The organism is uncultured Bacteroides sp. (genome assembly GCF_958445495.1).
GTDB lineage: Bacteria > Bacteroidota > Bacteroidia > Bacteroidales > Bacteroidaceae > Bacteroides.
Window position 1 is genome coordinate 14070 of the sequence record NZ_CAUCSQ010000022.1, and the last position, 13325, is coordinate 27394.

Annotated in this window: 11 protein-coding genes; 4 read left to right on the plus strand and 7 right to left on the minus strand. The window is 45.9% G+C overall.

Annotated features, from left to right (window positions below; all coding sequences use genetic code 11):
- Positions 1–602 precede the first annotated feature (602 nt).
- Complete coding sequence (locus tag Q5076_RS09405) at positions 603–1703, minus strand: TlpA disulfide reductase family protein (protein ID WP_303012696.1); 1101 nt, start codon at positions 1701–1703, stop codon at positions 603–605.
- Between the two features lie 138 nt (positions 1704–1841).
- Here Q5076_RS09405 and potA point away from each other — a divergent pair, with 138 nt between their 5' ends.
- The 4 genes from potA to Q5076_RS09425 are packed head-to-tail and all read left to right on the plus strand — an operon-like array spanning position 1842 to position 6180.
- Positions 1842–3233: a polyamine ABC transporter ATP-binding protein gene (potA, locus tag Q5076_RS09410; protein WP_303012697.1), complete on the plus strand. Its 1392-nt coding sequence runs from the start codon at positions 1842–1844 to the stop codon at positions 3231–3233.
- 11 nt (positions 3234–3244) lie between these two features.
- Positions 3245–4045: an ABC transporter permease gene (locus Q5076_RS09415; protein ID WP_303012699.1), complete on the plus strand. Its 801-nt coding sequence runs from the start codon at positions 3245–3247 to the stop codon at positions 4043–4045.
- Entirely contained in the window at positions 4039–4836 is a 798-nt protein-coding gene (locus Q5076_RS09420; protein ID WP_303012701.1) for an ABC transporter permease, read from the plus strand. The genes Q5076_RS09415 and Q5076_RS09420 overlap by 7 nt, the downstream gene beginning before the upstream one ends.
- Positions 4837–4857: 21 nt before the next feature.
- Positions 4858–6180, plus strand: a complete 1323-nt coding sequence (locus Q5076_RS09425; RefSeq protein WP_303012703.1) for an ABC transporter substrate-binding protein — start codon at positions 4858–4860, stop codon at positions 6178–6180.
- A 358-nt stretch (positions 6181–6538) separates the two neighbouring features.
- On the opposite strand, the gene Q5076_RS09430 is transcribed toward Q5076_RS09425, so the two are convergent.
- From Q5076_RS09430 to fucI, 6 genes are all read right to left on the minus strand, one after another.
- On the minus strand, positions 6539–7231 hold the full coding sequence (locus Q5076_RS09430; RefSeq protein WP_303012704.1) for a DNA alkylation repair protein: 693 nt from the start codon (positions 7229–7231) through the stop codon (positions 6539–6541).
- Positions 7232–7672: 441 nt separating this feature from the next.
- Positions 7673–8989 carry an L-fucose:H+ symporter permease gene (gene fucP / locus Q5076_RS09435; RefSeq protein WP_303012706.1) on the minus strand — a complete coding sequence of 439 codons (1317 nt, stop codon included), beginning with the start codon at positions 8987–8989 and terminating at the stop codon, positions 7673–7675.
- Between the two features lie 18 nt (positions 8990–9007).
- Entirely contained in the window at positions 9008–9400 is a 393-nt protein-coding gene (locus Q5076_RS09440; RefSeq protein ID WP_303012707.1) for an L-rhamnose mutarotase, read from the minus strand.
- A 7-nt stretch (positions 9401–9407) separates the two neighbouring features.
- The gene (locus tag Q5076_RS09445; protein ID WP_303012709.1) at positions 9408–10838 is read right to left on the minus strand and encodes a rhamnulokinase family protein; all 1431 of its coding nucleotides are present in this window, start codon (positions 10836–10838) and stop codon (positions 9408–9410) included.
- Positions 10839–10856: 18 nt separating this feature from the next.
- A complete protein-coding gene (locus Q5076_RS09450; RefSeq protein WP_303012711.1) occupies positions 10857–11495 on the minus strand; it encodes a class II aldolase/adducin family protein in 639 nt (212 codons plus the stop codon).
- Between the two features lie 45 nt (positions 11496–11540).
- Positions 11541–13316: an L-fucose isomerase gene (gene fucI, locus Q5076_RS09455; protein ID WP_303012712.1), complete on the minus strand. Its 1776-nt coding sequence runs from the start codon at positions 13314–13316 to the stop codon at positions 11541–11543.
- Positions 13317–13325 lie beyond the last annotated feature (9 nt).

Genomic DNA, 13325 nt, shown 5'->3' on the forward strand with positions numbered 1-13325 from the left:
TGGATGACCCGTTTCCTGTCGGTGTCAAGTTCCAGATTAAAAGTTTATCTCCTCTAAGGATGGGTTTTGAACACTCCCTATGTTTTTTGTTTTATGAATATCCTTGGAAATATACAAAGAAGAGACTGTTCCATTTTTCTATCTGGCAAAGATAGGATAATCTCATATAATTTTAAGCTTTGATATAAAATGCTATTGGGGACTTTTATTCATCAGAATACAAGATAAGAACAGGAGTATTTTTACTATTGGAGTTTTAATCCATAAGAGGTTCAACGTTCAATTTTTATTCTTTCTGTTTTAGGATAGCTTTTTTATTTATTGGATATTTGGGATATCTATCCTAAATTATCCCCTGAATCTTCTTGCCTAAAAATGGAGGAAAAATAAAAATGAAGAGTAAATTCCCGTGGAAAAGGTAAACTTACTCTTCATTGAATTTGTAGAATGCGGAATTTACTGGCTCTCTCTTGGATAGATTAGAAAAGTGAGATATTTTTTATCTATCTTGATGAGAAATATCTCTACTGGCTATTTCAATCTGAATCGAGCAAAAAAGTTATTCCTTATTTTGTTTTATTTCGTTACTTCATTTAATAGCCTCATTTTATGGCTTCAGCTATCTGCGTTTGAAGTTCTTCTCCATGAAGGCCGCGTGCAATGATAGTACCTTCACCGTCAATCAATACCGTGTGTGGAATACTGTTGACAGCGTAAAGTTGTGCGCCTTCGCTTTGCCAGAATTTTAAATCGGACATTTGCGGCCAAGTCATGTTCAGTTTCTTGATAGCCTCTTTCCATGCTGCGCCATCCTGGTCCAGAGAAACGCCTACGATTTCGAACTTATCGCCTTTGTATTTCGCGTAAGCTTCCACCAAGTTAGGCATTTCGCGGCGACAGGGACCGCACCAGCTAGCCCAGAAGTCAACCAGCACGACTTTGCCTTTACCTGCGTAATCGGACAATTTAACGGTTTTTCCTTCCGGGTTCTGCATTTCGAAATCGACAAACTTAGTTCCTACTGCCGTTTTTTTCTGTTTTTCGGTCAGTTCTTTGATTCTCACGATTGTCTCATCATTCTGGAAGTTAGCCGGAACTTGTTGCAATAAAGCCTCGTTTTCTGCAGTGGAATTATTGTAGAAAGTTTGTTTGAACAAAAATACACCTACCGGATTCGTTATGTTTTTTTGTACGCCTTCCTTGATGACTTTATCGTACTGTTCTTCCAGTTGCGCTCCTTCCTTTTGTTTGGCCTCTTTCTGCTCATCGCTCAAAGAGCTGTCTCCCATCGCCTCATAGATGGCGTTCATTTTTTGGCTGATATCATTGATTTGAGTCCTGATTTCTTGGTATGCATCGTTATTTGCAGTACCTGTAGCAGAATCGTTACCCTTGGTTAGAGCGATGTTGATTTTCCCGTTTTCCAGAAAGAAATCAATCATTAAAGGCTCTCCGTCCACTTCACACGTGATGTAACGGTTAACCGTAGAATCTTGTGCGCCTTTAAAGGTGAAAGAACCTTTGGTGATAACGGCTGTATCGAGTTTAATCAGATTTCTCCCATTGGCTTCCTGAAGGTAAACGGTGTCACCATCGCTCGCACCTTCTACCGTACCTGTGACAACGTATCCGGGCTTATTGCCAGTACATGCTGCCATGCCCAACGCTGCTGTTGCAATAACTAAATAAGTTAACTTTTTCATGCTTTTGTAAAATTAGTGAATAAATATTTATGCAAAGATAGATTTTTTTTCTGTCTGATGTTGAAAAACTCTGTTATATTAGATTAACACGTAGGTGGAAACCGCAGAAATGTGTACCTTTGCAACCCAAACTTTAGTATGAATATGCAAGAAGATAAATCCATTATTGAGGTGAGCCATGTATCGAAGTATTTTGGCGAAAAAACAGCATTGGATGATGTGACTCTGAATGTAAAAAAGGGGGAATTTGTCACGATACTTGGACCCTCCGGTTGCGGTAAAACCACATTGTTGCGTCTCATTGCAGGTTTTCAGACAGCTTCGGAAGGTGAAATCCGAATTTCGGGGATGGAAATAACACAAACCCCTCCCCACAAGCGCCCGGTGAATACGGTATTCCAGAAATATGCCCTGTTCCCGCACTTGAATGTGTACGACAATATCGCATTTGGCCTGAAATTGAAAAAGACACCGAAGCAAGCCATTGAGAAAAAAGTGAAAGCAGCCTTGAAAATGGTAGGCATGACAGACTACGAATACCGTGATGTGGATTCTCTTTCCGGAGGCCAGCAGCAACGGGTGGCAATCGCGAGAGCCATTGTCAATGAGCCGGAAGTACTATTGTTGGATGAACCGTTGGCGGCACTCGATTTGAAGATGCGCAAAGATATGCAGATGGAGCTCAAGGAAATGCATAAATCATTGGGAATAACCTTCGTATATGTGACCCACGATCAGGAAGAAGCTTTGACTTTGAGCGATACCATTGTCGTGATGAGTGAAGGAAAAATTCAGCAAATCGGTACGCCGATTGATATTTATAACGAACCCATCAATTCATTTGTCGCCGATTTTATCGGAGAAAGCAATATACTGAACGGAACGATGGTCCGTGACAAGCTGGTCCGTTTCTGCGGTACGGAATTCGAATGTGTAGACGAAGGCTTCGGTGAGAACGTTCCGGTAGATGTAGTCATTCGTCCGGAAGACCTTTATATTTTTCCCGTTTCAGACTTGGCGCAATTGGTAGGGACGGTACAGACCTCGATATTCAAAGGAGTACATTATGAGATGACCGTACTTTGCGGAGGATACGAATTCCTTGTACAGGACTACCATCATTTTGAGGTCGGCGCTGAAGTCGGGTTACTGGTAAAACCGTTTGATATTCATATAATGAAGAAAGAGCGTATTTGCAATACGTTTGAAGGGAAAATGCAGGATGCCTCCCATGTGGAATTTCTGGGTTGCCATTTCGAATGCCTTCCGGTGCAAGGAATAGAGCCTGATGCCGGTGTCAGGGTAGAAGTGGATTTTGATAAAGTGATTCTTCAAGACAATGAAGAAGACGGAACATTGACGGGTGAGGTGAAATTCATCCTTTACAAAGGAGACCATTATCATCTGACCGTGCTTTCCGATTGGGACGAGAATGTGTTTGTAGATACGAATGATGTATGGGATGACGGAGACCGTGTCGGCATTACCATTCCTCCAGACGCCATTCGCATAATAAAATTAACAGATTAACAGGAAAGGAAGTGAATAAGAGGTTTTTAGTCTTTTGGTCATCGCGTAAGAGTTGGACCCTCCCTTACATTATTTTTTCGGCGATTTTTGTAGTCATACCGTTGCTTTTGATTGTGGTGTATGCGTTTACCGACGACAACGGTCATCTGACACTAGCCAATTTTCAGAAATTCTTCGAACATCCCGAAGCAATCAATACCTTTGTCTACTCCATAGGTATTGCCATCATTACGACCCTTGTTTGTATATTGCTGGGTTATCCTGCGGCGTGGATACTCAGTAACAGTAAGTTAAACCGTTCTAAGGCGATGGTTGTCCTGTTTATTCTGCCTATGTGGGTGAATATTCTAGTCCGGACTCTGGCGACTGTTGCCCTGTTCGACTTTTTCAGCGTACCTTTGGGTGAAGGCGCGCTGATATTCGGTATGGTGTATAATTTTATTCCCTTTATGATTTACCCTATCTACAACACCCTGCAGAAGATGGACCACAGCTATATTGAGGCAGCCCAGGATTTGGGAGCCAATCCGTTGCAAGTTTTCCTGAAAGCCGTCCTTCCGCTTTCCATGCCGGGTGTGATGAGCGGTATCATGATGGTATTTATGCCTACCATTTCGACTTTTGCCATTGCCGAACTGCTGACAATGAATAATATCAAGCTTTTCGGAACGACCATTCAGGAAAATATCAATAACAGTATGTGGAATTACGGGGCGGCGCTTTCGTTGATAATGTTGTTATTGATAGCCGCTACTTCGCTTTTCAGTACCGGTGATAAAGACAATTCTAATGAAGGAGGAGGCTTATGGTAAAGAAAATATTCGCCCAGGCTTATTTATGGATATTGCTTCTCCTGCTTTATTCCCCTATCGTGATTGTTGTAATCTATTCGTTTACCGAAGCGAAAGTGCTGGGTAATTGGACAGGATTCTCCACAAAGCTATACTCCTCTCTTTTCACTACAGGCGCCCATCATTCTTTGATGAATGCATTGATTAATACCGTCACAATAGCCTTGCTTGCCGCAACAGCATCCACATTGCTGGGCAGTATAGCCGCTATCGGCATATTCAATCTGAAATCCCGTTCGCGGAAAGCGATTGGTTTTGTGAACAGCATACCTATTTTGAATGGCGACATCATAACCGGTATCTCCCTTTTCCTGCTATTTGTCTCTTTAGGAGTCACCCAGGGATATGCGACAGTTGTCTTGGCACATATCACCTTCTGTACGCCATACGTCGTGTTGAGCGTCCTGCCCCGATTGAAACAAATGAATCCGAATATATACGAAGCGGCTCTTGATTTGGGAGCCACTCCTATGCAAGCCTTATGGAAAGTTATCATACCGGAAATCCGTCCGGGGATGATTAGCGGTTTCATGCTCGCGTTGACTTTATCCATCGATGATTTTGCAGTAACCGTGTTCACTATCGGCAACCAAGGCCTGGAGACACTCTCCACCTATATATATGCCGATGCCCGCAAAGGAGGGTTGACGCCGGAACTTCGTCCGCTTTCCGCCATCATTTTTGTGGTCGTGCTGGCATTGCTTATAGCAATCAATTATCGTGCAGGCAAAGTGAAAAAAAATGACAGATAACCAATGTACTACGTGAATAAAATGAAAAGAATAATTCCCGCCATTCTGATTCTATGGCTCTTCACCGGTTGCTATAATTCCGGTGAACCGCGTGAACAGGTTCTTAAAATCTACAATTGGGCGGATTATATAGGCGAGGGAGTACTTGAAGACTTTCAGGCATATTATAAAGAACAGACCGGTGAAGATATCCGTATCGTATATCAGACGTTCGACATCAATGAGATTATGCTGACGAAGATTGAAAAAGGGCATGAAGACTTTGACGTGGTCTGTCCTTCGGAATACATCATTGAGCGCATGTTGAAAAAACATTTGTTGTTGCCCATTGATACGAACTTTGCGCATTCTCCCAACTATATGGACAATGTATCTCCGTTCATACGCAACCAGATAAATAAGTTGAGCCAGCCGGGCGAAGAAGCCAGCCGTTATGCGGTGTGCTACATGTGGGGAACGGCGGGAATCCTTTATAACCGGGCTTACGTGCCGGATTCGGTCGTGTCCTCCTGGAAATGCCTTTGGGATAAAAAATATACCGGCAAGATATTGATGAAAGATAGCTACCGTGATGCTTACGGAACCGCCGTCATCTATGCCCATGCCAAGGAACTGGAAGAAGGGACGGTCACGGTGGAAGAGCTGATGAATGACTATTCTCCGAGTGCGATGGAACTTGCGGAAAAATACCTGAAAGCCTTGAAACCGAATATAGCAGGTTGGGAAGCGGATTTTGGAAAAGAGATGATGACAAAGAATAAAGCCTGGTTGAATATGACTTGGAGCGGCGATGCCATTTGGGCGATTGAAGAAGCCGGTGCGGTGGGAGTAGACCTTGACTATGAAGTTCCCCAAGAAGGAAGCAATATCTGGTATGACGGATGGGTGATACCTAAATATGCGAAAAACCTGCAGGCTGCCAGTTACTTTATAAACTTCATGTGCCGTCCGGATATCGCTTTACGCAATATGGATTTCTGCGGGTATGTAAGTTCAATCGCGACTCCGGAGATTCTGGAAGAAAAAGTGGATACCACACTTGGGTATTATGCGGACTTGAGTTACTTTTTCGGACCGGATGCCGATAGCATACAAATCGATAAGATTCAGTATCCTGACCGCAAAGTGGTGGAACGTTGTGCCATGATTCGTGATTTTGGAGATAAGACCAAAGAAGTTCTTGATATCTGGTCGCGTATTAAAGGAGATAATCTGGGAGTTGGCATCACGATTCTTATTTTTGTCGTTGTAGGGTTGATGAGCGGTTGGATGATTTATAAAAGATGGCAGCGTTACAATCGCCGGAAACAACAGAGACGCCGGAACAGGAGGAAGAGAAAATAACCGTGAAAAGAGTAAAACTCACCCTTCAACGAATCCCGGAGATGTGGAATTCTCAGAACATTTCCAGGGACATTTACAGAATATCCCTAAGTATGAATTAGTTGGCTGATTTTATACTATTTACTGAATGTCCCTAAGTTTATCCGATAAAACACAGAAAAATTAAAATAGCACATAAAGTGATTATGGCCTATCATCTTCATATGCTATTTTACTTTTTAGTGACATTTACAGAATATCCCCACAGAATGTCCCTTTCCATTCGTTGAATCTCAACAATGCAGAGTTTGCCGGACATCCCCCGATATTCCACCCCGTTTCTTTATTTCCGGTGAGTTCTCCTCCGGCACAAAAGATACTACCGTCTTTTCATTGCCCGGAGAAGACTTTTGATATCCCCGTTTACGCGAAAAGACTCGGTTGTTTTCTGTAAAGCTTTGTTATATGTCCAGTCATCCAGTTTGCTCCGCTGTAAATATCCCATTGTCCTTTCCGGAAATTTCACGAAGCAGACGGAAAGCATCCATGCCATTGCCATACGGGCGTAATACGCCTCATGAGAGAACAAGTCGGCATATTCCAATAAAGAATCGATATGTTCCTCATCGATGTAATGCAATAACATCACAATTCCGAAACGGATTTCAAATTCCTTTTCCGATTTTAAGTAGGGCCGGATAAATTGCCATACGGTATCTTTCCCCTTTTTCACGGCAGTTTTCAGCTCACCGCAGAAAACATCGCATACAGCCCAGTTATCGATGCGGGGAATGAAACAGCTTACGTATTTCATCTGTTCCTCAAGCTCCATTCCGGCAAGCCCGATAACCATTCCTTGAAGCATGACCTCCTCATAATAAATAATGTCTGTTGCCTCAATGAATGTACGCCAGTCCTCTTTCTTTATAATTTCTTTAGCCATTTTGCGTAATTGAGGGATTCGTACTCCCAGAATGTTATCGGCTCCGGGAACCAGCGAAGAGTGGAACTCCCGGTATTTCAGGTCTGCCGACGCTTCCAGCTTTTTTCGGATATTTTCAGTCGTTGTCATTGTAAATTTAGAAAATGATTTTGTTTTGTCAGCCCGTGGCCGATAAAGGAGTTGATGACCTCCTTCCATTATATGCCGGTCTTTGTAATGAAAAACAAAGATAGGCATTTTTGCCGAATGTGGTCCGGAAGAAAAGGAAAATAACTGTTCGCTACAAAGCTACGCGCTTTATCGTACCGGGTAGCGTGTGTATCATGGCAGGTTACACTTTAATGGACCGGATGTCACCAAATGGTTGGAAACCGAAAAGCTTGCAAGCTAAAAACACCCCTTAAAGAGAAATACCTTCTTAAAGAAAAATCCCTCCGTTCCGACCTCATATCGCCATGGGTTGGAGGTTCAAAACGAAGGGATAAGCAAGTTCCAGCTTGCCGTAAGCAAGACCGCCTCATCTTTCCTTTAGGAGGCAGACCTTTTCAAGCCGGTTTCTTGCCGGGTTTTCTACCAGTTCCTTTTTACCGTACGGTAACCGTATCCGATGATGACAAGGAAACAGATGAAAGGCAGGACAAATGAAACATTGACTGCCGGTAGCCAGCCGATTGTACCCATATCGATAATGCTTGCCTGTAGTGGAGGAAGAACAGAACCGCCGAGGATAGCCATAATCAGTCCGGCTGCCCCGAATTTGGCATCATCGCCCAATCCTTTCAGCGCGATACCGTAAATCGTGGGGAACATCAGAGACATACAGGCAGAGACAGCCACCAGGCAATACAATCCGTAAATATTTTCAAGGAAAATAGTACCTAAAGTGAAAATACCTCCGGAGACAGCCAGAATCATCAACAATTTCCCCGCATGGAGATAACGCAGGATAAACGTACAGATAAAGCGGCTGATACAGAAGATAATCATCGCTATGATATTATATTGCTGTGAAAGCACCTCCGCACTTTTCTCATCCATACCGAATGCCGGCGACATGAACAGATGCGTACCGTATTGGATGATGAAAGTCCAACACATGATTTGTGCGCCTACATAGAAAAACTGGGCGATTACCCCTTCGCGGTAACGTGTCCGGGTGAAAATCCGTTTCAATGTAGGGAAGAAATCTATCCGGTGGTTCTGGTCTCCGTTTTTCGGCATTTTCACAAACCGTATTAAAAGCAGCATGGCTACTATTATCAGTCCGATAGTGAGGTAAGGAGCGATTAAAGTAGTGAGGTCACTTTCCTTGATAGCCTGAAATTCGCTTTCATTCAGTACGGCACGCTCTTCGGTCCCCATAGGGTGTAATTTTGCCTGGATAAACTGCATCGCTACATACATTCCGAGCAATGAACCCATCGGGTTGAAAGACTGTGCGAGATTCAGGCGCCTTGTGGCAGTTTCCTCCGTTCCCATAGAAAGAATATAAGGATTACAGCTTGTCTCGAGGAATGAAAGCCCGCAAGTAAGAATAAAATATGCAATCAGGAACGGGTAATATTCTCCCGTCATTTTAGCAGGGAAAAATAAGAATGCCCCGAAAGCATATAAGCCTAACCCCAACAGGACACCCGCCTTGTAAGAATAGCGGCGGATGAAAATAGCGGCGGGAAAAGCCATTGCGAAATACCCTCCGTAGAAAGCGACCTGTACCAGTGCGCCGTCGGTGGCGCTCATCCGGAAAATCTTGGAAAACGCCTTCACCATCGGGTTGGTGATATCATTGGCGAATCCCCATAAGGCAAAGCAAGAAGTGATAAGAATGAAAGGGACGAGATAATTGACGCCGTCTTTGGACAGAATAGACTCTTTGGTGTGTTTCATGGTTTTTCAGGTTATTTTTTAAGTAGTATATAAATGGAACATTCTTTCCATCGGTTTCCATTTTTCTGCGGAACTCATTCCGGAAGCGGCTTGTTGGAAAATAGCCATGTATTCTTCCCATTCTTGTTGGCGGGGAAGCGTACCCAAGCGCTCCATTGCCGCATTCCAGTCGAAATCGACAGGAGTTTCGACAATCATGAACAGGCGGGTTCCGAGAATATAAATTTCCATTTCAAGAATGCCTACTTCCCGGATGCCGGCAAGGATTTCAGGCCATATTTCCGTTTTGCCATGCCTTTTGCGATATTCGGCAATCAACTCCGGAGAATTGCGTAAGTCGAGAGTCTGGCAATACCGTTTGACGGGAACAGTATAAGATTGAGTCCGGTAACCGGTTTGAGGTGTTTCCATGTGCTTCTTATTTTTTAGGATAATAAATTTCTGGCGTGATACTTTTACAGACGATTTCTCTTAACTCCTGTAAGTCCGCTATTTCTCCCTTAGCCATTGCCTGCGTCAGGATATTCCCTATGGCGGTAGCTTCTGCGGGGCCGGCGTAAACGGGGATGTCAAGCGCATCGGCCGTAAGCTGGTTAAGCAATTTGTTTTGCGAGCCTCCTCCGATGATGTTCAGACAGCGAATCGGGGAGGGGAGGCAGCGGTTCAGCTTTTCCACCGCCTGCCGGTATTTGAAAGCCAGCGATTGGAGCACGCATTTTACAGTTTCCGCTTTGGTCTGGGGAACATGCAGCGCATGCCTCCGGCAATAATCCATAAGAGCGTTTTCCATATTTTCCGGATTCATGAATTCGGGAGCGTCGACAGGAATGATTGTGTCAATCCCCACCTTCGCCGCTTGCGGGATAATCGTATCGTAACTTTGCCCTTCTCCGCGCGCTTTCCATTCATCCATCAGCCGTTGGAGAATCCACAGCCCCGTGATATTCTGCAAAAAGCGGATGCGTCCTCCCACACCCCCTTCGTTGGTGAACCGGGCTTGGCGCGCTTCTTCCGTCAATATCGGCTCCTCCGTTTCCACCCCCAGCAATGACCATGTGCCGGAACTCAGGAAAGCAATGGGAGTTTCCGCGGCCGGAACCGCCGCTACGGCACTTGCCGTATCGTGGGAACCGACAGCGATGACATCTACCGGTCCCAGTCCCGTTTCCCGTGCAATATCTTCCTTTAGCGTCCCTCTGATACTTCCCGGTTGGATAATTTCCCCGAACAAATGTTCGGGAAATCCCAAGGCGCGGATTGTCTCCTCAGACCAGTTCCGTGATTTGGCGTCCAATAATTCGGAAGTGGAAGCGATGCAATATTCGTTGTTGGCTACCCCGGTCAGGAAATAACTGAAAAGGTCAGGCATGAACAGCAGTCGGCGGGCTATCTCTAATTGCGGTTCCCGGTTCTTCTGCATGCTGTACAGTTGGAACAGCGTGTTGATTGCCATCACCTGTATGCCCGTAACCTCGTAATGCTTTCGCTCGTCCAGAATCCGGAAAACTTCCGGCGGCAAGCCGTCCGTTCTCCCGTCCCGGTAACAGACCGGGTTGCCCACCAGGTTCCCGTTCCTGTCAATCAGCCCGAAATCCACTCCCCAGGTGTCGATACCGATTCCTTTGACGGCATACCCTTTTTGTGCGGCCAGTCTCAATCCGGTTTTCAGATCTTCGAATAAAGCCGGGAAATCCCAGTAAATGTGATTCCCCAGTCTGACCTGGCGGTTGGGGAAACGATGAATCTCTTCCATCTCCAGCTTTCCGCGGAAAAGGGAGCCGGCTATGAGCCGGCCGCTCCCTCCTCCGAAGTCTGCTGCTAAATAAGTGCTTTTAATGGTATCTTTCATGGTATATATGTCCGGATACTATTTATTGTTCTTTCCTAATACATAAGTCTCCAGGTCTTCTATTTCCGCCGGTGTCAGTACGGAACAGTTGCCTCCGGACTGGATAATGATGCGGCAAGCCATTTCAAAAAAGGTCGCACGTTCATATACCTGGGCGAAATCTTTCCCGCAGACGACCTGCCCGTGGTTGGTCAATAACACCGAGTTGTGTTCCTTCATGGCTTCCACCACGGCTTTTGCCAGTTCCGGAGACCCTGGGCGGTAATAAGGGATGACAGGTATTTCCGAACCTACGTGGCAGGGTATTTCTGCCGTTACGTTAAAACTTGCCGGTTTGTTTTTCATACAGGCAATTGCTGTGGCATATTCCGACTGGAAGTGAAGTACCACATTCACATCCGGGCGTTCGCGGAGAATACCCAGATGGAAAGTGCTTTCCATAGAAGGTTTTACAGCATTTACGGGCATCCCGCTTGCAATATTGCAGATAGACACCTTTTCCCTGACAAGGTTGGGAACCCAGGAGCCGGTGCCGGAAATCAGCGCTTCCTCGCCGATTCGCCAGGAAAGGTTCCCGCTGCTGCAAAGCATCAGTCCGGCGTTCCCGTAACGGTGCGCCTCTGCGATGAACTGTTCGATATGTTCGTTGGTTATCATTATGCAAATTTAATTTATCGATTGATATGAAAAGATAGCTGCAAACTATTTGTAAACAGGTCCGTAAGTCGTACAAGCCCTATAGTCCGCTCCCTCTTTGTCCATGCCGAAAGCGTTCCATGCAGCCGGACGGAATATCTTGTCTTCTTCTACGTTATGCATGCATACCGGGATGCGGAGCATGGAAGCAAGAGTAATCAAATCCTGTCCGATGTGCCCGTAACTGATGGCTCCGTGATTGGCTCCCCAGTTGTTCATTACGGAATATACATCCTTGAAGGCCGGTTTGTCGCACAAGCGGGGAACAAACCAGGTCGTAGGCCAGGTGGGGTCTGTGCGCATGTTCAGCTTTTCATGGATTTCCGGGTCAATCTCGACTGTCCATCCCTCTGCAATCTGCAGGACAGGGCCCAATCCCTTGATAAGGTTCAGACGTGTCATCGTGACAGGCATTCCTCCTTTTGACAGGAAGTTGGACGAGAAACCTCCTCCCCGGAAGTAATCGCGGTCCGCCGGATACCAGGTCGTCGCTTTCAGGCAGTTCTCCACATCCGTATCGGTCAGGTTCCACGGCTCTTTCATAACCGGATTCCCTTCCGTATCCGACGACTGTCCCGAACCGTCCAGAGTCGTCGCGCCGGAATTGATAAGATGGATGATACCGTTAGACGCCTTACCGCTCAACTCTTTGCCGGTCACACGTTTTACGGCTTCCGGGCTCCAGTAAGTACGTACATCGGAGAAGATTTGCGCCCGGTTGGTGAGCAAATGCCCGAACAACATCGCCACGCCGTTGCAGGCATCGTTTTCAGTAGCTACCACAAAAGCCTCCCGGATACCGTTCCAGTCAAAAGAAGTGTTCAATAAAGCCTCCGGATAATCGCCGTTGGGATAAAAGTCGGTCCATTGGCGTTGTCCTTGGAATCCGGCTGCGATAGCGTTGTGTCCCAATGCCTCTTCCTTGAATCCCATTTCTTTCAGTTTGGGATTGCCGGTCATCAGGTCGCGCATGATAATCGTCATTTTCACGATAAATTCCCAGTCCGCATCCTTCTGTTCGCGGCTCTTACGCTTTTCAGGACGGTTTTTAAAATCTTTCCCTTCGTTCACTTTGCAGTATTTCTCTGTCCATGCCATTGCTTTCGCATATTCCTCGCGGTCGTAAATACCCTCTTCCATACGGCGGATGATTTCCGTCAGGTCCACGGACTCATTGCGCATTCCGAGATATTCCTGGAAAAAGTCAGGATTGACGATAGAGCCGGCAATCCCCATGGATACGCTGCCCAATGACAGGTAAGACTTGCCTCTCATGGTAGCTACAGCCTGTGCGGCACGTGCAAAACGGAGAATTTTTTCCGCCACGTCTTCGGGAATCGTGTTGTCGTCCAAGTCTTGTACGTCACGTCCGTAAATACCGAACGCGGGAAGTCCTTTTTGGGCGTGCCCGGCAAGTACGGCGGCGAGATATACCGCGCCCGGACGTTCTGTCCCGTTGAATCCCCAGACAGCTTTCGGGTAATAAGGGTTCATGTCCATCGTCTCCGCACCGTAACACCAGCAGGAAGTTACGGTAATGGTAGAACCTACTCCTTCTCTTTCAAATTTCTCGGCGCAAGCGGCGCTTTCGGCCACACGGCCGATGGTGCTGTCGGCAATCACGCATTCTACCGGGCTTCCGTCACCGTTTTTCAGGTTACTGCTGATTAACTCGGCTACTGCCTTTGCCAAATTCATAGTCTTTTCTTCCAGACTTTCACGGACACCTCCCTGGCGACCGTCGATGGTGGGACGAATCCCGATTTTCGGATACTTTTTCATGGTTTCTTT

Excerpts from the sequence above, each read along its gene's own strand:
- Q5076_RS09405 (WP_303012696.1), bottom strand. The coding sequence starts at position 1,703 with ATGAAAAAGTTAACTTATTTAGTTATTGCAACAGCAGCGTTGGGCATG.
- potA (WP_303012697.1), top strand. The coding sequence starts at position 1,842 with ATGAATATGCAAGAAGATAAATCCATTATTGAGGTGAGCCATGTATCG.
- Q5076_RS09420 (WP_303012701.1), top strand. The coding sequence starts at position 4,039 with ATGGTAAAGAAAATATTCGCCCAGGCTTATTTATGGATATTGCTTCTC.
- Q5076_RS09425 (WP_303012703.1), top strand. The coding sequence starts at position 4,858 with ATGAAAAGAATAATTCCCGCCATTCTGATTCTATGGCTCTTCACCGGT.
- Q5076_RS09430 (WP_303012704.1), bottom strand. The coding sequence starts at position 7,231 with ATGACAACGACTGAAAATATCCGAAAAAAGCTGGAAGCGTCGGCAGAC.
- fucP (WP_303012706.1), bottom strand. The coding sequence starts at position 8,989 with ATGAAACACACCAAAGAGTCTATTCTGTCCAAAGACGGCGTCAATTAT.
- Q5076_RS09440 (WP_303012707.1), bottom strand. The coding sequence starts at position 9,400 with ATGGAAACACCTCAAACCGGTTACCGGACTCAATCTTATACTGTTCCC.
- Q5076_RS09445 (WP_303012709.1), bottom strand. The coding sequence starts at position 10,838 with ATGAAAGATACCATTAAAAGCACTTATTTAGCAGCAGACTTCGGAGGA.
- Q5076_RS09450 (WP_303012711.1), bottom strand. The coding sequence starts at position 11,495 with ATGATAACCAACGAACATATCGAACAGTTCATCGCAGAGGCGCACCGT.
- fucI (WP_303012712.1), bottom strand. The coding sequence starts at position 13,316 with ATGAAAAAGTATCCGAAAATCGGGATTCGTCCCACCATCGACGGTCGC.